Source organism: Bradyrhizobium sp. 197 (genome assembly GCF_023073375.1).
In the GTDB taxonomy this organism is placed as follows: Bacteria; Pseudomonadota; Alphaproteobacteria; order Rhizobiales; family Xanthobacteraceae; genus Bradyrhizobium.
Genome location: NZ_JADPJJ010000077.1, coordinates 77,702 through 96,015, shown reverse-complemented (window position 1 = coordinate 96,015; position 18,314 = coordinate 77,702). Strand labels below are relative to the sequence as shown.

At 64.3% G+C, this 18,314-nt stretch carries 16 protein-coding genes and 1 pseudogene; 7 read left to right on the top strand and 10 right to left on the bottom strand.

Translation table 11 applies throughout. From position 1 onward, the window contains the following. Nucleotide 1: 1 nt before the first annotated feature. The 4 genes from IVB27_RS18445 to IVB27_RS18430 all read right to left on the bottom strand — a co-directional run bounded on the left by IVB27_RS18445 (nucleotide 2) and on the right by IVB27_RS18430 (nucleotide 4,451). Complete coding sequence (locus IVB27_RS18445) at nucleotides 2-628, bottom strand: CMD domain protein (RefSeq protein WP_247444810.1); 627 nt, start codon at nucleotides 626-628, stop codon at nucleotides 2-4. A gap of 37 nt (nucleotides 629-665) precedes the next feature. Beyond that, nucleotides 666-1,700, bottom strand: a complete 1,035-nt coding sequence (locus IVB27_RS18440; protein WP_247444767.1) for a putative FMN-dependent luciferase-like monooxygenase — start codon at nucleotides 1,698-1,700, stop codon at nucleotides 666-668. 135 nt (nucleotides 1,701-1,835) lie between these two features. Beyond that, nucleotides 1,836-2,630 (bottom strand): MetQ/NlpA family ABC transporter substrate-binding protein, encoded by a 795-nt coding sequence (locus IVB27_RS18435; RefSeq protein WP_247348416.1) that lies wholly within the window; start codon nucleotides 2,628-2,630, stop codon nucleotides 1,836-1,838. Nucleotides 2,631-2,969: 339 nt separating this feature from the next. Continuing rightward, complete coding sequence (locus tag IVB27_RS18430; RefSeq protein ID WP_247444766.1) at nucleotides 2,970-4,451, bottom strand: MATE family efflux transporter; 1,482 nt, start codon at nucleotides 4,449-4,451, stop codon at nucleotides 2,970-2,972. Nucleotides 4,452-4,591: 140 nt separating this feature from the next. Here IVB27_RS18430 and IVB27_RS18425 point away from each other — a divergent pair, with 140 nt between their 5' ends. Further along, nucleotides 4,592-5,170: a TetR family transcriptional regulator gene (locus tag IVB27_RS18425; RefSeq protein ID WP_247444765.1), complete on the top strand. Its 579-nt coding sequence runs from the start codon at nucleotides 4,592-4,594 to the stop codon at nucleotides 5,168-5,170. Between the two features lie 210 nt (nucleotides 5,171-5,380). Here IVB27_RS18425 and IVB27_RS18420 read toward each other — a convergent pair whose 3' ends face one another. Then, complete coding sequence (locus IVB27_RS18420; RefSeq protein WP_247444764.1) at nucleotides 5,381-6,172, bottom strand: hypothetical protein; 792 nt, start codon at nucleotides 6,170-6,172, stop codon at nucleotides 5,381-5,383. 43 nt (nucleotides 6,173-6,215) lie between these two features. Between IVB27_RS18420 and IVB27_RS18415 the strand changes: the two genes are divergently transcribed. Beyond that, nucleotides 6,216-8,003: a peptide ABC transporter substrate-binding protein gene (locus tag IVB27_RS18415; protein WP_247444763.1), complete on the top strand. Its 1,788-nt coding sequence runs from the start codon at nucleotides 6,216-6,218 to the stop codon at nucleotides 8,001-8,003. A gap of 130 nt (nucleotides 8,004-8,133) precedes the next feature. On the opposite strand, the gene IVB27_RS18410 is transcribed toward IVB27_RS18415, so the two are convergent. Together IVB27_RS18410 and IVB27_RS18405 are read right to left on the bottom strand one after the other, a co-directional pair. Beyond that, complete coding sequence (locus IVB27_RS18410; protein ID WP_247444762.1) at nucleotides 8,134-8,493, bottom strand: hypothetical protein; 360 nt, start codon at nucleotides 8,491-8,493, stop codon at nucleotides 8,134-8,136. Then, nucleotides 8,450-8,644 carry a hypothetical protein gene (locus IVB27_RS18405; RefSeq protein WP_247348427.1) on the bottom strand — a complete coding sequence of 65 codons (195 nt, stop codon included), beginning with the start codon at nucleotides 8,642-8,644 and terminating at the stop codon, nucleotides 8,450-8,452. The genes IVB27_RS18410 and IVB27_RS18405 overlap by 44 nt, the downstream gene beginning before the upstream one ends. Nucleotides 8,645-8,698: 54 nt before the next feature. On the opposite strand from IVB27_RS18405, the pseudogene IVB27_RS18400 reads away from it, so the two are divergent. Then, nucleotides 8,699-8,842 (top strand): annotated as a pseudogene (locus tag IVB27_RS18400) (DUF892 family protein); the annotation flags it as partial. Between the two features lie 8 nt (nucleotides 8,843-8,850). On the opposite strand, the gene IVB27_RS18395 reads toward IVB27_RS18400, so the two are convergent. Continuing rightward, nucleotides 8,851-9,708 carry an SDR family oxidoreductase gene (locus IVB27_RS18395; protein WP_247444761.1) on the bottom strand — a complete coding sequence of 286 codons (858 nt, stop codon included), beginning with the start codon at nucleotides 9,706-9,708 and terminating at the stop codon, nucleotides 8,851-8,853. A 313-nt stretch (nucleotides 9,709-10,021) separates the two neighbouring features. Here IVB27_RS18395 and IVB27_RS18390 point away from each other — a divergent pair, with 313 nt between their 5' ends. From IVB27_RS18390 to IVB27_RS18375, 4 genes are all read left to right on the top strand, one after another. Beyond that, nucleotides 10,022-10,303 (top strand): DUF3606 domain-containing protein, encoded by a 282-nt coding sequence (locus IVB27_RS18390; protein ID WP_247444809.1) that lies wholly within the window; start codon nucleotides 10,022-10,024, stop codon nucleotides 10,301-10,303. 20 nt (nucleotides 10,304-10,323) lie between these two features. Further along, entirely contained in the window at nucleotides 10,324-12,561 is a 2,238-nt protein-coding gene (gene glgX / locus IVB27_RS18385) for a glycogen debranching protein GlgX (protein ID WP_247444760.1), read from the top strand. A 103-nt stretch (nucleotides 12,562-12,664) separates the two neighbouring features. Next, complete coding sequence (locus IVB27_RS18380) at nucleotides 12,665-12,958, top strand: hypothetical protein (protein ID WP_247348503.1); 294 nt, start codon at nucleotides 12,665-12,667, stop codon at nucleotides 12,956-12,958. Between the two features lie 149 nt (nucleotides 12,959-13,107). Beyond that, nucleotides 13,108-14,379, top strand: coding sequence for a DUF892 family protein (locus IVB27_RS18375; RefSeq protein ID WP_247444759.1), 1,272 nt, complete (start codon nucleotides 13,108-13,110; stop codon nucleotides 14,377-14,379). Between the two features lie 3 nt (nucleotides 14,380-14,382). On the opposite strand, the gene IVB27_RS18370 is transcribed toward IVB27_RS18375, so the two are convergent. Next, on the bottom strand, nucleotides 14,383-17,499 hold the full coding sequence (locus tag IVB27_RS18370) for a DEAD/DEAH box helicase (protein ID WP_247444808.1): 3,117 nt from the start codon (nucleotides 17,497-17,499) through the stop codon (nucleotides 14,383-14,385). A gap of 433 nt (nucleotides 17,500-17,932) precedes the next feature. Beyond that, nucleotides 17,933-18,193 (bottom strand): hypothetical protein, encoded by a 261-nt coding sequence (locus tag IVB27_RS18365; protein WP_247348440.1) that lies wholly within the window; start codon nucleotides 18,191-18,193, stop codon nucleotides 17,933-17,935. Nucleotides 18,194-18,314: the final 121 nt, after the last annotated feature.

Below are 18,314 nucleotides of genomic sequence, written 5' to 3'. Positions count from 1 at the left end.
CTTACGCGCCGGCCGCGGCGTTCGCGGTGTGCCCGAGCGAGGCACCGAGCACGCGCAGTCCGGTGACGACGCGCACCTGAAACGACAGGAACGCGACGAGCTGAGAGAACGTGACGATGCCGGTGCTCGACCAGCCGGCGGCGAGCAGCGCCTTCATGTCGGCTGACGCGGCATCGCGCGGGCGGAACACCAGCAGATGCGCATGCTCAAACGCCGCAACGAGCCGGGTGCCGAGATCGGGCTTGCGCTCCGCGCTGACGCGGTAGATCAGGCCGGCCTTGTTCTCGACCGACAGCGGGCCGGCTGGAAAAGCGCCGTACGGGCCGGAGGTCTCGCCCCGCGCGATTTCGACATCGACCGCTTCCACCAGGCGGGCTCCGTCGGCGGTCGCCGCGAGCTTCGTCCGATAGAAGCCGGCCACATCGGGCTCGCGGTGAAGACCGATCACGAAGAGTGCGACCGCCGCGCGCTCCTCCAGCGAAAAATCGCCGGCGTCGATCGGCTCGAACAGCGAGAGATAGCTCTTCTGCGCGTTGTCGCGTGCCTGCAGGCGACGCCCACGAATGACGTCGAGGGACGAACCCGGTTCGATCCCCGCGAGCGTGTCGATGATATCTTTCGTACCCATCATTTAGCCTCGTACAACCCTACTCTGTTCATTCCGACTAACCTGCCAGCGCGACATCGGGCGCCGTCCGCGTCCAGCCCAGAGCCGGCGCGACTTTCTCCGCGACCAGCTCGATCGAACGCAGGATATGGGGGTGCGGCGCATCGACCGAATGCGCCTGGAACACCAGGTCGGTCACCCGCTCCAGCGTGGCGTCGGTGCGCAGTGAGGCGATAACGTCGTCGGCCGCGCCGACATGTGTGTCGAACGCGGTGATCATCTCCTCCAGCGTCTCGCCCGGCTTGGCGTGGCCGCCCTTGAGGAATTGCGGCAGGGCGCGCCGCAGCCCGATATCGGCAAGGCGCATCGCTTCAGTCCGGTCGTCGGCGACGAAGACGCTGCGCGAGGCCATGATGCGGGGCTCGCGTCCCGGCGGCAGCGCTTCGAGATAGGCATCAATGACGGGGTTCTGAATCTCGGCCAGCGTTGCCTTCGGCGCTTCCTTGGGCCTCGGCTGCGTGCGCGACAGCAACAGGCCATCGCCCGCCTTGCCGGCACGCGCGCCGCCCGCCACTGAGAACGTCGCCTGCCAGATCCGGCCGTCCAATTGTGGCCGCTGCGGATAAAGGGTATCGCCGCCGTCAAGCGGCTTGCCGACCAGCGCGGTGCGAACGACCTGAAGATTGCGGGCAAAGATCTCGTTGCGCTGGGCGCTGTCGAGGCCGAACGCGGCAAAGGCCGACGGGTTGCCGCCGGTGCCAACGCCAAGCTCGAAGCGGCCGTTGCAGAGCAGATCGAGCACCGCGGCGTCCTCCGCCACCCGCACCGCGTTCTCCAGCGGCAAGGTGACGATGCCGGTGCCGAGGCGGATGCGCGAGGTCTGCGCGGCGACGTAACCGAGGAAAGTGAAGGGCGACGGCAGGCCGCCCTCGCGCTCGTGGAAATGATGCTGCGCGATCCACGCGGAATCGAGGCCCGCCTTCTCGGCGCGCACGATCTGCTCGGCCGCAAAGCGATAGCGCTCAGCGGGCGGGGCCTCGTCGAGAAGCCGCGTGAAAAACCCCAGGCGTTTCAGGTTTGCAAAGCGTTTCATACGACCCCTGTCGGGCGAGAATGGGCCTCGATGATGTCGGTTGCCGCAGCTCCAGACAAGCGGGCATTGCGCAAGGCTGCCCGCCGGGATCGCCCCGGAGCTGGGCTTTGGCTGGACTCTGGCTGGGCAGACTGCCTACCAGCTCGGCAACACCGCGCCCTTGAACTTGGTCAGGACGAACTCCTTGACCTCTGCCGAGTGGTAGCTGTCCACGAGGATCTTGACCCAGGGCTTGTCCTTGTCGGCCGTGCGAATGGCGATCAGGTTGACGTAGGGACCCTTCGGGTCCTCGCGCAGGATCGGATCCTTGACCGGATCGAGGCCAGCCTGGGTTGCATAATTGGTGTTGATCGCGGCGGCGTCGACGTCGTCGAGCGCGCGCGGCGCCTGTGCCGCGTCGACCTCGATGAACTTCAGCTTCTTGGAATTTTCGGTGATATCAAGCACCGTCGGCTTGAAGCCGGTGCCGTCCTTCAGCTTGATGGCGCCCTTGTCGCGCAGCAGCAGCAGCACGCGGCCGCCATTGGTCGGATCGTTCGGGATCGAGACCTTGCCGCCCTCGGGGATGTCGGCGAAGGCCTTGTGCTTCTTCGAATAGACGCCGATCGGGAAATTCACGGTGAGGCCGACGGCTTCGATCTTGTAGCCGCGGTCGGCCTTCTGGTTGTCGAGATAAGGCTGGTTCTGAAACGAATTGGCCTGGATCTCGCCGGCATCGAGCGCTGCGTTCGGCACGACGTAGTCAGAGAATTCGATGAGCTGGATGTCGAGACCCTGCTTGGCGGCGATCGGCTTCACGGCCTCGAAGATCTGGGCGTGCGGCCCCGGTGTCACGCCGATCTTGATGGTCTCGGCCGAGGCGGCAGCCGACCAGGCCGCGATCGCGGTTGCGAGGATCAGGGGGACGCGAAACGACATCTTGGTCTCCATAACTCGGCGGCAATGATTGGAACCGTATTCGCTTCTCCGCGGGGCGAAATCAATGAAATGAAAATCCATATTGGCCGGCTGACGCGGACGACGCTTCTCCGTTCGACGCCGTGTGGGGAACGAATGCACCTGCGCAAGCGTGAGGCGTATCACGGCAAAGCGAATTTCCGCATTTCTTCAGGCACAGCTTTGAACCGCTGTTCGCCGACCCGGCGCTGTCGTTCTCCGAAAAAGTCTCGCGTTGGCTGGCGCTCCCACACACGCCGCTCAAATTGCTGAGCAATTTGCTGCTGCTCGCGGCGCTGGCGGTTGGCGTTACCGGCCTGCAGTGATGCCGGTTTACTCCAAGCGCCACGTCGCCGGCGACAGCATGATCAGGGCGCAGATCGCGGCATAGGCGGCAAGCGACACCGTGACCATCGTGGCCAGTCCCGCCATTCCCGCCCCAAAGCTCGCCACCGCGATCCAGCCGCCGCCGGCCGCAATCAGGATCCGCATGAGCGCGCCTGCGAGCGGCCCCATGGCGCGGCCGGTGCCTTGCACGGCAAAGGACGTGACGAAGCCGAAGCCAAGCGCTGCATAAGCAGGTGCGACGATGCGCAGGTAAGTCGCGCCTTCGCTCACGACCTCGGGATCGTGGCTGAACAGGTTCAGCCACGAGGTCGGGAAGATCGCCACCAACAGGCCGATCGCGCCGGTCATGATCATGCCGACGATGCCGCTGACCCAGCCGATTTTCCGCGCCCGCGCCGTTTGCCCCGCGCCCATGTTGACGCCGACCATGGTCAGCGTCGCCGTGCTGATGCCGAACAGCAGCGGGATCATGATGTAGTCGAGTCGCGAGGCGATGCCGTAGCCGGCAAGCGCCGAGGTGCCGAACAGGCCGACCGCGCCGGTGACGAGGATGACGGTGAGATTGGTCAGCACCGCGTTGAAGGCGGTGGGGATGCCGACCTTCAGCATGTCGCCGAAGATTTTTGCGCGCAAGGGCACGATGTGCAGTCGCAGACCGGACTTGCCCGACAACATGTAGCGGAGCAGGAACAGCATCGCCGCGCCATAATAGAGGCCGAAGGCGATGCCGGCGCCGCCGATGCCGAGCCGCGGGATCGGCCCGAACCCGAAGATCAGAGCCGGCGAGACCGGAATGGTCACGATCGCGCCGACCAGCGTCACCAGCGCGGGCACCTTGACGTTGCCGGCGCCGCGCAACGCCGCGGCCTGAAGATTGACGATCCACACCGGGATGGCGCCGGCAAAGAGGTAGTTGGAATAGGCGGTGGCAGCTGCGAGCGCATCGCCCGCGCCGCCGAGGGCGCGATACAGATGCGGTCCGCCGACGATGACGCCGAGCGTGAACACGCCGCCGGCAATGATCGCGAGCACCACGGCGTGAAACAACGCGGCCTCGGCGTCGTCGCGTCGGCCGGCACCGACCGCGCGCGCAACCGAGGAGGCAACGCCGCTACCGAAGCCGCCATTCGACATCATGGTCATCAGCATGAAGATCGGGAACACCAGCGCGGCGCCGGCGAGCGCATCGGTGCCGAGGAAGCCGACATAATAGGCTTCCGCGATGTTGACCGCGGTTTGCGCCACCAGGACCGTCACGGTCGGCAGGGCGAGTTTGAGCAGCGTCGGCAGGATCGGCGCCATCAGGAGCGCGACACGCTTCTGCTCGGCGGCGCCTTCTGTTGCCGCGGCGCTCTCTGTTGCCGCGGCGCTTGGGACGGGCGCGAACGCCCGGCGGAGCGGAGCCGCGGTGCGGGCCACGGCTTGCGTGGCTGACAAAGCCGGCGCGGCGGCATCCTCGACTGACATGGGTTTGATCCTGTACGTCACGGACCGCCGGACGGCCGCCTATTGCATTACACCCATAATGTATTATTATGATCGTAATGCAATAGGCCACGCCTCACGATCTTGTGGCCGGGCGATGGCCAGGTCGCGAGGAGGCGGAATTGGCGCGGTACGACAAGGGACACAGGGACACCACACGGCGGCACATCATCGACGTCGCCTCGTCGCAGTTTCGGGAGAGCGGCATCGCCGCGGTCGGCCTCGCCGGCATCATGGCGGAGGCCGGCCTGACCAACGGCGCCTTCTATACGCATTTCGCCTCCAAGGAGGATCTGGTGCGCGCGGTGCTGTGTGAGGCGCTGGAGCGGCGCGAGCAGAGGCACAAGGACAATCTCGCAAACGGCGTCGCGCTCGAGACCACGATCCGCGACTATCTCTCCCCCAGGCATCGCGACCGCGCGGCGACTGGTTGCCCGACCGCAGCGTTGGTTTCCGAGATCGCGCGGCATCCGAAGGCGACGCGCGACACCTTTACCGGAAAGACGGCCGATCTCATCGCGCTGATGGCCGCGCGGATGCCGGATGGCTCGGCTGCGGAGCGTCGGCAACGCGCGATTTCGGTCTACGCCACCATGGTCGGCGCGCTGCAATTGTCGCGCGCGGTGAGCGACAGGCAATTGTCGGAGGAGATTCTGGAGAATGCAGTGGATGCCGCGCTGGCCCTTGCGAACGGGCGCTGATGCATGTCGGCTCTCGGAGGGAGCATGTGTGGCAATTTCCTGGCGGCTGCAATCAATCTCCGGCTGGAGCAACATCGCGATACTTGATGTGCCCGCGGCGACCGGGTTAGCGTTCCGGCGCGGCCTTAGAACTTCCCCAAGTTCACCTGAGCTCGCACCGGATCGCCGCCTAGGTCTCTCAGGCGGCGGTCCAGTTACCGCTATTCGCACTCAGCTCCTAGCGTCCACTTGGCCGTTGCGGCCGGATGACACTGCCTGCGCGGCATAGGCGGACGCTGCGGCCGACGCCGGTGAGTAGTGCGACAGGGATTCGGCGAGTTCCTCGGCCGCCTCGGTGAGCTCTTTCATGACGGCGGCACTGTCCGTTGCATGACCGCCGGAGGAATGCAGCACCTCGAACGAGATTCCATTCGGAAGATCGACATGGACCTTGTCGAGCCCCATAGTGTCGGGCGTGTCGTTATTCTGCGCTTGATCGGCATTCTGGGCTTGATCAGCGCCGGATGTCGAGGTTCCTGAAATCTGCCAGCTCGCAAGCCTCTGCACGAAATCCTCGATGGATTTGAGGGCGCTGCTGTCGAAGCCACCGCCGCCGAAGTGGACGATGCCGATCGACATGCCGTTCGGCAAGCTCACCTTGACCTCGTCGTAGGGTGTGCCATCGTTCAGCAGGGACGCGAACATCGAGACTCCATCTTGTGAATCGGCCGATTTCGCCTGCCCGGTGGTCCAAGGCGAACCCGCCGCGCTTCCACCACCGATACTGCTCATACTGCTGACGCTCATACCAAACTCCACTCCATTGCAAACGCACGTTCTGCGTGCAACGAGCATGCCAGATGAGAGCGTTATTGCCATCAAGGGCTTATCGCTAATTCCTGATGGCAGGTTCGTCACGCCGGCAAATCTGTCCCGGCAGAAACTGCCCATCTCCACCCTCGTCATTTCGCCGCAGGACTTTGCTCTCTTGCCGGCATTGCCGCCCCGGCCCTGATGAAACATGATGGGCTTTGGCCGGTGGCAATGTGCAGGTGGAGCTCAACCGATGAACGAAAACGAAATCCGCAAGTCCATCGCGGAGGTGAAGCAGGGCACGCTGTCGCGACGCTCGTTCATGAAGACGATGGCTGCCATCGGGATCGCAGCGCCGGTTGCCAGCCAGATCCTGCTCTGGAACGACGTGGCGATGGCGGACGCCACGCTGCCCTACAAGCCCACCAAGGCCGGCGGCGGTGGCCCGCTCAAGATCCTGCTCTGGCAGGCTCCTACGCTGCTCAATCCGCATTTCGCGCTGGGCACCAAGGACCAGATCGCCTCGCGCGTGTTCTTCGAGCCGCTCGCCGGCTGGGACAAGGACGGCAACCTGTTCCCCTGCCTCGCCGCCGAGGCTCCATCCAAGCAGAACGGCGGCCTTTCGCCGGACGGCCTGAGCGTTACCTGGAAACTGAAGCAGGGCGTGAGATGGCATGACGGCAAGCCCTTCACCGCCGACGACGTCGTTTTCACTTGGCAATACGCCTCGGATCTCGCCACAGCGGCGTACACCACGGGATCCTACAAGGACATCACGGTCGAGAAGATCGACGACCACACCGTCAAGGTTATCTTCAAGAGCCCGACGCCGTTCTGGGCCGACCCCTTCGTCGGCTCGGTCGGTCCGATCCTGCCCAAGCACCATTTCGGCGACTATGCCGGCGCCAAGTCGCGCGAGGCGCCCGGCAACCTGAAGCCGGTCGGCACCGGTCCCTACAAATTCGTCGAGTTCAAGCCCGGCGACCTGATCAGGGCCGAACGCAATCCCGACTATCACGTCAAGAACCAGCCACATTTCGACACGCTCGAAATCAAGGGCGGCGGCGATGCGGTCTCCGCGGCGCGCGCCGTGCTCCAGACCGGCGAATACGACTACGCCTGGAACATGCAGGTGGAGGAGGAGGTCCTCAAGCGCATGGAGGCAAGCGGGAAGGGCAAGCTCGACGTCACGCCCTCCGGCAACGTCGAGTTCATCATCCTCAACACGACGGACCCGTGGACCGAAGTTGACGGCGAGCGTTCGAGCACCAAGACGAAGCACCCGACGCTGTCCGATCCCGCCGTTCGCCGGGCGATCAACCTGCTGATCGACCGCGAGTCGATCCAGAAGTTCATTTACGGGCGCGGCGGCGTCGCCACCGCGAGCTTCGTCAACGCACCCAAACAGTTCAAGTCAGCCAAGCTGAAATACGAGTTCGACGTCGACAAGGCCAACAAGGTCCTCGATGAAGCCGGCTGGGCCAAAGGCGCGGACGGCATCCGCGAGAAAGACGGCAAGAAGCTGAAATTCGTCTTCCAGACCTCGACCAATGCGCCGCGCCAGAAGACGCAGGCCATCATCAAGCAGGCCTGCCAGAAGGCGGGCATCGAGATCGAGCTCAAGTCGGTCACCCCTTCGGTGTTCTTCTCGTCGGACGTCGGCAACCCCGACACCTACTCGAAGTTCTATGCCGACATGGAGATGTACAACACCACGCAGCCGCAGCCCGACCCGGAGCGGTTCCTGAACCAGTGCGTCTCCTGGGAGATCTCCAACAAGGAAAACAAATGGCTGGGCCGCAACGTCTCGCGCTGGTCCGATCCCCAGGCTGACAAGGCCTACAAGGCGGCCCAGAACGAGCTTGATCCGGTCAAGCGCGCCGCACTGCTGATCAAGGTCGACGAAACTTTTTGCGAGGCCAACGTGTTTCTGCCGCTTCTATCCCGCAACATCGTCAATGCAGGTGTCAACAACCTCATGGTCGACATGTCAGGGTGGGACGTCACGACGTGGAATCTGGCGAGTTGGTACCGCAACTGACGCCGGGCAGGCTGAACGCTCAATCTCCGGCTCGGGCCCACCAGATCAATCCCTGCCGGCACTTCTGTTCACATGTGAACAAATCCGGCCAGGCCCTCGCATTGGGGCGAAGGTGGCGATCGGCCTGGCATCAACCACTTGAACCATTTGCGCAGCAATCGACCAACAGGTCCCAGATCCGTTCCGCCTCGCCCGATTTGCGGCTGTCCAGCCCCTTGTCCGCGCCGGACTGCGAATAGGCCGCCACCGGACGGGCCTCGCGAGGCACGATCCATCGCTGCGAGATCGGGTCGTACCATTTTCCGATGATCATCTCAGTCACGTCAATCGATCCACAGATTCGACTCAAGTTGAACGACACGGTCCGCGGGTTTCTTCCAAAGCCGTTCGCAGCGCATCGCCCATTTACCAAATCGGCTTCTCGCGCGATCGTTCCCGCCGCCGCGTCAGCCCGGCCGCGCCGGATGAAGCGTACGGGGATGCCGCTCATGCAGCAGTCGCGCGAGCTCTTCCCGCTCAGCAGCCCGTCCCTTCATGGCGGTCTCGAACAGCGCTTCCTGGATGTCGCGAGGCATGTCGCCCCACACGTCCATCGCCGCCCGTCCGAGCAGGTTCGCGAGATGATCTGCTGCATCACTCATTCGGTTCTCCTGATCTGCGCACGGAAATGGAACAGCCGCGGCCGTGCGGCGTTCCAGTTCGTGGAGCATTACGAGTGTCGCTACGGCACGTTGATCGCCTGGGCGGAGGAACTTGGGCACGACGACATCGTGCGCTTCCTCACGATCAATTTGAACGAAGCGAAGGCTGCCAACACCGTTCTCATGGCGCGCAGATGAGTCTTCAGTCAGATGAACGGTTTCCCACCCGTGACCGCCAGGGTCGCTCCTGATGTGTAGCTCGAGAGCGGATCGGCAAGCATGACATAGGCGGTCGCGAGCTCGGCCGGCTGCCCGGCCCGCTGCATCGGCACCTGCTTGCCGAAATTCTTGACGGTGTCTTCCGGCATGGTCGACGGAATGAGCGGCGTCCAGATCGGACCCGGGGCGACCGCGTTGGCCCGAATGCCCTTCGTCGCCAGCATCTGGGCGAGCCCACCGGTAAAGTTCTGAATGGCACCCTTGGTTGTGGCATAAGCCAGCAGGGTCGGATTCGGCATGTCGGAATTCACCGACGCGGTGTTGATGATCGCCGCTCCCGGGCGCATGTGGGGGATCGCAGCCTTGGTGAGATAGAACATGGCGTGGATGTTGGTCTCGAACGTCCGCTGCCATTCCTCGTCGCTGATGTCAGCGAGGTCCTTGAACGTGGCCTGATGGGCCGCGTTGTTGACAAGGATGTCTATCCCGCCGAGCTCCTCGACGGTGCGCCGAACGATCGCGCGGCAATGATCGGGATTGCGGATGTCGCCGGGGATCAGGACGATCTTGCGTCCCTCGCGCTCCACCAGCGCCTTGACCTCGGCGGCATCCTCGTCCTCGTTCAAATAGGCGATGACGATGTCCGCGCCTTCCCGGGCATAGGCGATCGCGACCGCGCGGCCGATGCCGCTGTCGCCGCCGGTGATGATCGCCTTTTTCCCGGCCAGGCGCGCCGCGCCCTTGTAACTTTCCTCGCCGTGATCCGGTCGAGGATTCATCGCGCGCGTCGAACCGGGCATCGATTGCTGCTGCGGAGGAAACGGCGGCTTTGGATATTCGGTCATGGAGCGGCTCCAGGAATTTGCTGCGCTAACGGAAAGCCGTCGGAAGCGTTCCTCGCCGTCCCATCACGCCTCTAGGCCAAGCCGCACGATGATGTCCCCCCTGGTGCACCAGAAGGGGGTCGATCTCGTGATCGAGAAGGACCGCCTCGATCACATGCGCCGCGCTGCCATGGCGCAGGCCTTCAGTTGGACACAGTCGGCCAGGTCGTACGCAGCCATCTTACAAATCTTCGATCCAGGCGGGCAACCGCAAGACAAGCAAGGAACGGAATCGCCTGAGGGACGGTTGCAACTCTACACAGGAGTTTTCGCCATGCGCCGCTCGAAGCCACAGCCGATCCGCAACAAACTCGACCTGGCCGACCGTACTCAAGTGCGGCTCGTCAGAAAGCGTCTTGGGCTGTCGGATTCGAAGCTGACCAGCATCGTCGACCGGATCGGCAACTCGATTGCGGCGATCAGCAAGGAGGCGGCGCAGCAAAGGGCAACCACACTGCCCAAGCCGGACGATGTTCCTCCTGGCACCGTGATCGCCGCGGCGGCCGTCGGCGAGCAGGCGACAGTCGAAACAACGGCGACTGAACCAGTTTCTTGAAGGGCTATTCGGGGGCAACGATGGATCAACAAATACATTCGGACGACGCTCTGACGCGGGCGGCCTCGAGCCTGCGCCGCTCCCGGATCACCGAGGGCAAGCCGTTTCCGCTCGGCGCCACCTGGGACGGGCTTGGCGTCAATTTCGCACTGTTTTCGGCCCATGCCACCAAGGTCGAACTCTGCCTGTTCGACGATAACGGTGAGACTGAATTGGAGCGGATAGAGCTCCCCGAATATACCGACGAAGTCTGGCACGGCTATTTGCCCGCAGCCCGTCCCGGTACCGTCTACGGCTACCGCGTCCATGGCCCCTACGACCCCGACGCGGGACACCGCTTCAATCCCAACAAGCTCGTGCTCGATCCCTACGCCAAGCAACTGGTCGGCCGGTTGCGCTGGGGACCGGAACTGTTCGGCTACCAGCTCGACCATGCCGACAAGGATCTCTCCTACGACGAACGCGACAGCGCGCCCTTGATGCAGAAATGCCGCGTCATCGACCCGGCCTTCACCTGGGGCGCCGCGCGCAAGCCGGAAGTGCCGTGGGAGCGGACGATCGTCTACGAGATGCACGTCCGGGGTTTTACCCAGCTGCATCCGCTGGTGCCCGACGCAGACCGGGGCACGTTCTCCGGCCTCGCGCATGCGGAGGTTCCGGCCTACCTGCGATCGCTCGGCATCACCAGTGCGGAGCTGTTGCCGATCCATGCCTTCATCGACGACAGCTATCTGGTCGAGAAGGGATTGCGCAATTACTGGGGCTACAACTCCCTCGCATTCTTCGCGCCGGAGCCGCGTTACCTCAAGACGCCGCTGGCGAACGAATTCAAGGCCATGGTCAACCAGTTCCACGCCCATGGGATCGAGGTCATCCTCGACGTCGTCTACAATCACACCGCGGAAGGGAACGAGCTCGGCCCGACCCTGTCTTTCAAGGGCATCGACAACGCCAGCTATTACCGCCTGCTGCCGGACACGCCGCGCTACTACATCAACGACACCGGCACCGGGAACACTGTGAACCTGTCACACCCGCGCGTGCTTCAACTGGTCGCGGACTCCCTGCGCTACTGGGCGACCGAGATGCGGGTCGACGGCTTCCGCTTCGACCTCGCCACCATCCTGGCACGAGAGCCCTACGGTTTCGACGAAGGCGGCGGCTTCCTCGATGCCTGCCGCCAGGACCCCGTGCTCTCCAGCGTCAAGCTGATCGCCGAACCCTGGGACATCGGTCCGGGCGGCTACCAGGTCGGTCAGTTTCCGCCGGGATGGGCGGAGTGGAACGACAAGTTCAGGGACACCGTGCGCGCCTTCTGGAAGGGCGAAGAAGGATCGATCGCGGACTTCGCCAAGCGCGTGTCGGGATCCGGCGATCTCTTCAACAGGCGCGGGCGCCGGCCGTGGGCCAGCGTCAACTTCGTCACGGCCCATGACGGCTTCAATCTCAACGATCTCGTCTCGTACAACGACAAGCACAACGAGGCGAATGGCGAGGACAATCGCGACGGCCACAGCAACAATCATTCCTGGAACTGCGGCGCCGAGGGGCCGACGGACGATCCGGAAATCACGGCGCTACGCGAGCGCCAGAAGCGCAATCTGCTGGCGACCATGCTGTTGTCCCACGGCACACCGATGCTGCTTGCCGGCGACGAATTCGGACATACTCAGAACGGCAACAACAATGCCTATGCCCAGGACAACGAGACCGCCTGGCTCGGCTGGATGGGCATCACCGCGAACGGCCGCAGCCTGCGCGAATTCACGCGCAAACTGATCGCCACGCGCAAGGCATTTCCCATTCTCTACCGCAGCCGCTTCCTGGTCGGTTCCCACAACGAGGAGCTGGACGTCAAGGACGTGACGTGGCTCGCGCCGTCCGGAGAGGAAATGACGACGGAGCAGTGGCAGGACGGCAACGCCAAATGCTTCGCCCTGCTGCTCGACGGCCGCGCGCAGGAGACCGGGATCAAGCGCCGCGGCTCGGATGCGACCATGATGCTGATCTACAACGCCCATTACGACGTCGTGAATTTCACCTTGCCGGCCGTCGCCGAGGGCCGCAACTGGCTCGGGTTGATCGACACCAATCAACCCGAAGGGCAGATGCCCGCGTTCGAGTTCGGGCACGCTTATGCAATGACCGGGCGATCCCTCGTGGTGTTCGGTCTCGCTACCGAGACCGTCGCCACGCGCCGCCTGCGACAAGGCGTCGGAGCGCTGCTGGACGTCGTGGAGGCGCCGCTGCCCGGATAGTTCGCCATGATGGGGCGAGCCGACGCTTCGAGCTGACGCCAACAGGAACGCACGCAGGTCGGGGGCGTTCGAGTAGACGGGGCATCAGTCGGAGGACACCGAGATGAAGTTCACAGGTGCCGTTATCCTCGCTGCCCTTGCGCTGCCCGCAGCAGCCTGGGCGCAGTCCAGCAAGCCTGACGTATCGTCCGCGCCGAGCGCGCAGAATTCAGGGGCCGGCATTGCCGGACAGCCCGGCAACAAGAACGGTCCGGCCGCCAAGCCCGGTGAAACCGTCGGATCGAGTTCGACGAACGCCACCGGCAACCCCGCCGTGCAATCGCAGGACCCGTCGAATATTCAGGGCGCACCGGGCAACAAGAGCGGGCCGCCCGCCAAGCGTCCGGATCAGCGCTGAGAAAGCGCGCGCAATCCTGTCCGGTCAACGACATCGAACGATCTGCGCCTGACACCACCGGCGCAGATCGTCTCGATAGGAACGAACCTTGAAGCCGCCCGTTCGCAAAGCATCTTCTTCTCCTGTCCTTCGAACCCGAAAGTCCCCCCATGTATCACCACGTCAAGAAGCTGATGTTCACCGTTCGGGTGGACGAGCCGGATCCCCGCTTTGGCAACATGCTGCTTGAGCAGTTCGGCGGCGCCAATGGCGAACTTGCCGCCGCCATGCAGTACTCGATACAGGGGTTGAACTGCGAAGATCCCGATCGCAAGGACCTGCTGATGGACATCGGCACCGAGGAGCTCAGCCATCTGGAAGTGGTCGGCACGCTGGCGAGGATGCATCTCAAGCCGTCGAAGTTCGACCGCCAGGCAGCCGAAGCCGATCCCCTGATCGCCATCGCGGGCGGCGGTGGGGTCAATCTCTTCAACTCCCAGGGAAATGCCTGGACCGCCGACTATCTGAAGATCACCGGCGAGCTCGACGTCGATCTGCGCAGCAACATCGCCGCGGAGGCGCGGGCCAAGATCGTCTACGAGCGGCTGATCAATTTCTGCGATGACGCCGGCAGCAAGGACGCGCTGCAATTCCTGATGACCCGCGAGATCACGCACATGAAGGCGTTCGCGCTGGCGCTCGAAAGCATGGGCAAGCCGACGTTCAGCATCGGCCGCCTCGCCCCGACGCCCGGCCTCGTCGACCAGTTCTTCAACGATTCCACCGGCGCAGGCGACCATGGCGAGATCGACACGCGCGGACCGTGGAACGAGGGCGGCGACTGGGTCTTCACGGACTCGCCGGCGATCCAGGCGGGCGAACCGGGTCCGGCCACCGCCATCGTAACGGAGAGCTCGCCGCCGGCGGACGAAGCTGGTCTCGGTGATCTGCTTATCAACGAGCTGCGCGATATCCTGCATGCCGAGAAGCAGTTGACCAAGGCGCTCCCCAAGATGGCGGCGGCTGCCCGCTTCGACCAGTTGCGCGAGCTGTTCGAGCACCACCTCGCGGAGACCGAAGCGCAGGTCGAGCGCATCAACGAATGCTTCGAAATGCTCGGCAAATCCGCCCGCGCCAAGCCCTGCAAGGGGATGATGGGCCTCGTCGAGGAGGGCCAGGAGATCATGGCCGAGGGCGAGGACAAGGAGGACGCGGCGGCCGACCTCGCCCTGATCGGCGCGGCACAACGCGTCGAGCATTACGAGATCGCGGGCTATAGCACGGCGCGCAACCTCGCCCAGCAACTTCGGCACAGTGCCATCGTCAGCCTGCTGTCGAAATCGCTCGCCGAGGAGGAGAACGCCGACCAGCTCCTCAACCAGGTTGCCCGCTCGCTGATGTCGGTGGCGAAAATGCCGGCGACCGTCGAGCAGACCGAATAATCCCTAGGCGTCGAGGAGTTCGAGGAATTCCTCGACGCGGCTGAACGGGTCCTGGTCGCGGCGACCGGAATAGACGACGCGGTCGCCGTCGCGCTGGAGCGATCCCGCTTTCGACTTCGCCCTGGATTTCGGCAGCCGCCCCGGCAGGAACGTCGCGGCGACGGCCTCGGGCCCGACATCGAGCCTGACGATGCCGCGCCGCTTGCAATCGATCCGGAGTCTGGCGGATGCGAAGAAGTCGCGAGCCTCCGGCGGCAGTCTGCCGAAACGGCGCGAGATCTCCTCCTCCAGATCTTCCAGATCGTCGTCGCCGCGGCACCGGGCTGCGCGGCCATAGATCTCGAGCCGGACCGCTTCCGATTGCACGTAGCCTTCAGGCAGCATGTCGGCCAGCGGCATATTGAGATCGGGGACCCACAGATCGGCGCCGGTGTCGCTCCCGCGCTCGGAGGCCAGCTTCAGAAGATGACTGTAGAGCACGGGTCCGAACACCTGGACGTGCCCGGACTGCTGTTCCGAGAACAGATCGCCGGCGCCCCTGAGGTCGAGGTCGCGCTCGCTGATCGCAAAGCCGGCACCCGGCTTGCTGAACTCCTCCAGCACCGCCAGACGCTTCTCGGACTGTTGCGAAGTCGATTCCGTTAGCAGATGGGCAAACGCGCGCGTGCCGCCGCGTCCCACCCGCCCCCTGAGCTGATGCAGCTGTGCCAGGCCGAACTTTTCGGGCCAGCACACCACGATGGTGTTGGCGCGCGGTATGTCGAGGCCGCTTTCCACGATATTGGTCGCCAGCAGCACATCCGCTTCGCCGTCGACAAAACTCATCATCCGGTCGTCGATCTCCTCGACGGGCAATCTGCCGTGCAGACAGACGATGCGCAGCTCCGGCGCCACCGATTGCACCCGCGCCAGCATCGGCTCCAGATCCTGGATGCGCGGACAGATCAGGAAGCTCTGCCCGTTCCGCCTGCGCTCGCGCAGCAGCGCCGCGGCAATGGCGGCTTCCGAAAGCGGCGCGATCCTGGTCACGATGGGAAGGCGATGAACCGGCGGCGAGGCGATCACGCTGAGATCCCTGAAGCCGGCAAGACCCGCAGCGAGCGTGCGCGGGATCGGCGTGGCGCTCATCCAGAGCGAATGAGCACCCTTTGCCAGTCCTGAAAGCTTCGTCTTCTCCGCCGCGCCGAAATGCTGCTCTTCGTCGATGATGACGAGGCCAAGATCGGCGAACTTCACGTCCTTTGCCGCGAGAGCCTGCGTGCCGACCACGACTTTCAGCCTGCCACGCCGCAGCCCTTCCTTCGTCTCCCGCGTCTCCGGGCCTGAACTGGCCCGCGACAGGCTTCCCACCTCGATCCCGAGCGGGCCGAAACGTTTGCGGAAGGTTTCGACATGCTGCCGTGCCAGCACGGTCGTCGGAGCCGCAATCGCCACCTGCTTGCCCGACAGCGCCACCGCGGCCGCTGCGCGCAGCGCCACCTCGGTCTTGCCGAATCCGACGTCGCCGCAGATCACCCTGTCCATGGGATGGCCCGACGCCAGATCGTCGAGGACGTCCTGAATCGCCTTGGCCTGATCGACCGTCGTGAAATAGGGGAAACGCGCGACGAATTTTTCGTAGTTCGCCCCCGGCGGCACCAGTTTGGGTGCACGGCGGCGGCGGCGCTGGCTGATGTGTTTGGCGAGCACCTTGGCGGCGACCTGAATTTCCGCCTCCGCCTCGGTGCGCCGCGCCCACCAACTGCTGCCGTCCGCCTTGTCCAGCGTCAGCTTGCCGGGCTCGCCGGCATACGGCCAGATCACGGCAAGATCGGACGGCGGCACCAGCACGGCATTGTCGCCCGCAAAGGCGAGCCGGACCATCTCGCGCCGCGATCCCCGTCCCATGTCGAGGGTCTGCAAGCCGTCGAGCACGGCGAGCCCGCGTTGCAGATGGACGATGGCGGCGCCCTTCTCGGGCACGTCAGGATGATCGAACGCCGGATTCCACGAGCGCGCCATCGGCTGCGGATGATGGGCCCGGCTGCCGAGCACGTCGGACGCGGTCACGACGACAAGCGGCTTGCGGCCCGCGCCAATGAACCCCGCGTCGAAATCGGCCAGCAGCGCGCCTTCGCGGCTCCGTCCCTTCGACACCTCGCTCCAATCGGCAAGGCGCTCCGCCTTGATGCCGCTCATGCGCTCCATCGCGCGAAGGTCATCCTCGACCGCCGCGACGAACAGCAGCCGCGATCCACCGCGCTGCATGTCGGCGACGAAAGCGCGAAGTGCCTTGCGCGGCGCGGCGAGCTTCGAGAACTCCGGCGTCGAGATGAAGGCGGCCTTGCGCGGCAGCACGCTGAAGCTCTTCTTCAGCCGCTTCCAGTCCGCCTGCCCCAGATATTCGCGCTCCGCATCTCTGCGGCCGGCGGCCTCCTCGATCGTGCCGAGCCAGCTATCGGCATGGGCCGACACCCCGGCATCCACGATCCATCGCGCGCGACCGCAATAATCCGGCAGCGTCGCCCGCTGTCCGCGCGTAGCTCCCAGCGCGATCCGTTCGGACATGGGGTCGATGGTCAATTCCTTGGTCTCGTAGACGACCTCGTGCTCGACCGGATCGACGGCGACGATCTTGCGGATCGTCTCGCCGGAATGCTCGATCCTGAAGGGCGCAAGTGCGCCGGCGGGAAATACTTCGAACGTCTTGCCGTGGAACAGGACGCCCCCAGGATACTCCGCCTCTTCGTCGAGATCGTAGCCGAGCGCTTCCAGCCGGCTCTCCAGCTCGGGCCCCGAATAGGGCGCGCCCACCTTCAGCGTGAGGCTCGACCGCGACCAGCTCGCCGGCAGCGGCAGCCGTTCCATGATGGCTTCCGCGGTGGACACCAGGAAGACCGGCTTCTTGGCCTTGGCGAGGCGCCGCAGCACCGCGCTGCGCCGGCCCGCGATCTCGCGGGACGGCTCGAGGCCGTCGAAGGGCAGCGTGTTCAGGCGCGGAAACACCAGCACTTCGACCAAGGGATCGAGCGCGTGGATCGCGCCGCCTAGCCGCTCCGCCCTGCTCTCGTCGTCGCAGAGGAACACGAGGCCGTCGCGGCCGGACTTTTCCCATTGCTCGAGCAGATGCAGCGCCAGCATACCGAGCGGCGATGAGGAGGCGACCGCGGAACGCGAGGCGCTCTTGCTTTTCAAGCTCTTGCTTCCCGAGCTCTTGCTTTTTGAGCCGCCACTTTTTGAGCCGTCAGCTTTTAAGCCGCTGCTTTTTGAGCCGATATTTTTTAAGCCGCTACTTTTTAAGCTTTGGCTCTTCGAGCCCTTGCTTTTTGAGCTCTGGCTCTTTGAGCTCCGGCTTTTTGTCTTTATCGCGCCGGTCGTGGCCCGGGCTTTCTTGGTGGGCGCCAATTTGTATCCAATGTTGTTTCGCAAATGGAGGCGAGCGTCGACGAGCCCTCCGTCGAGCTCCGTCGATAACGCATCTCGGGCCTGAGCGCCCAATGACGTCATTACAATTTTGCAATTGCGTTGAAAAGCGGAGAGACAGGGCGAAGGCAAGCGGCCTGCGGGCAGAAAGCTATTGCAGGACCTTCGGCAGCACCACGACCACGTCGACGCTCTGCGCCAGGATCTGCGTCGCGACCACGGCAAGGTGATGCGAGAACTCGTCCTCGATCTCGGCCGCACAGTCTTCGTTGCGCGCAACGGCAAACAGCAGATTGCCGTCGATTTCGTCGAACCGGATGCCGGCGAAGAGGCGATCGAACGTTTCGGCGCCCGCGACGAACGCGATGCGCGCCTGGATGGCCTGGTCTTCGACGAGTGACAGCTTCCTCATCTGCGCAACATATGGCCGCAGTTCCCGAATGCAAGAGCCGGAGGGCGCTGGCGCGGCGTGCATTGCGAACTATATTGGTGGCAACGTCCCGCCTGACCGCCGTTTGCCCTTGAGGAAAGTC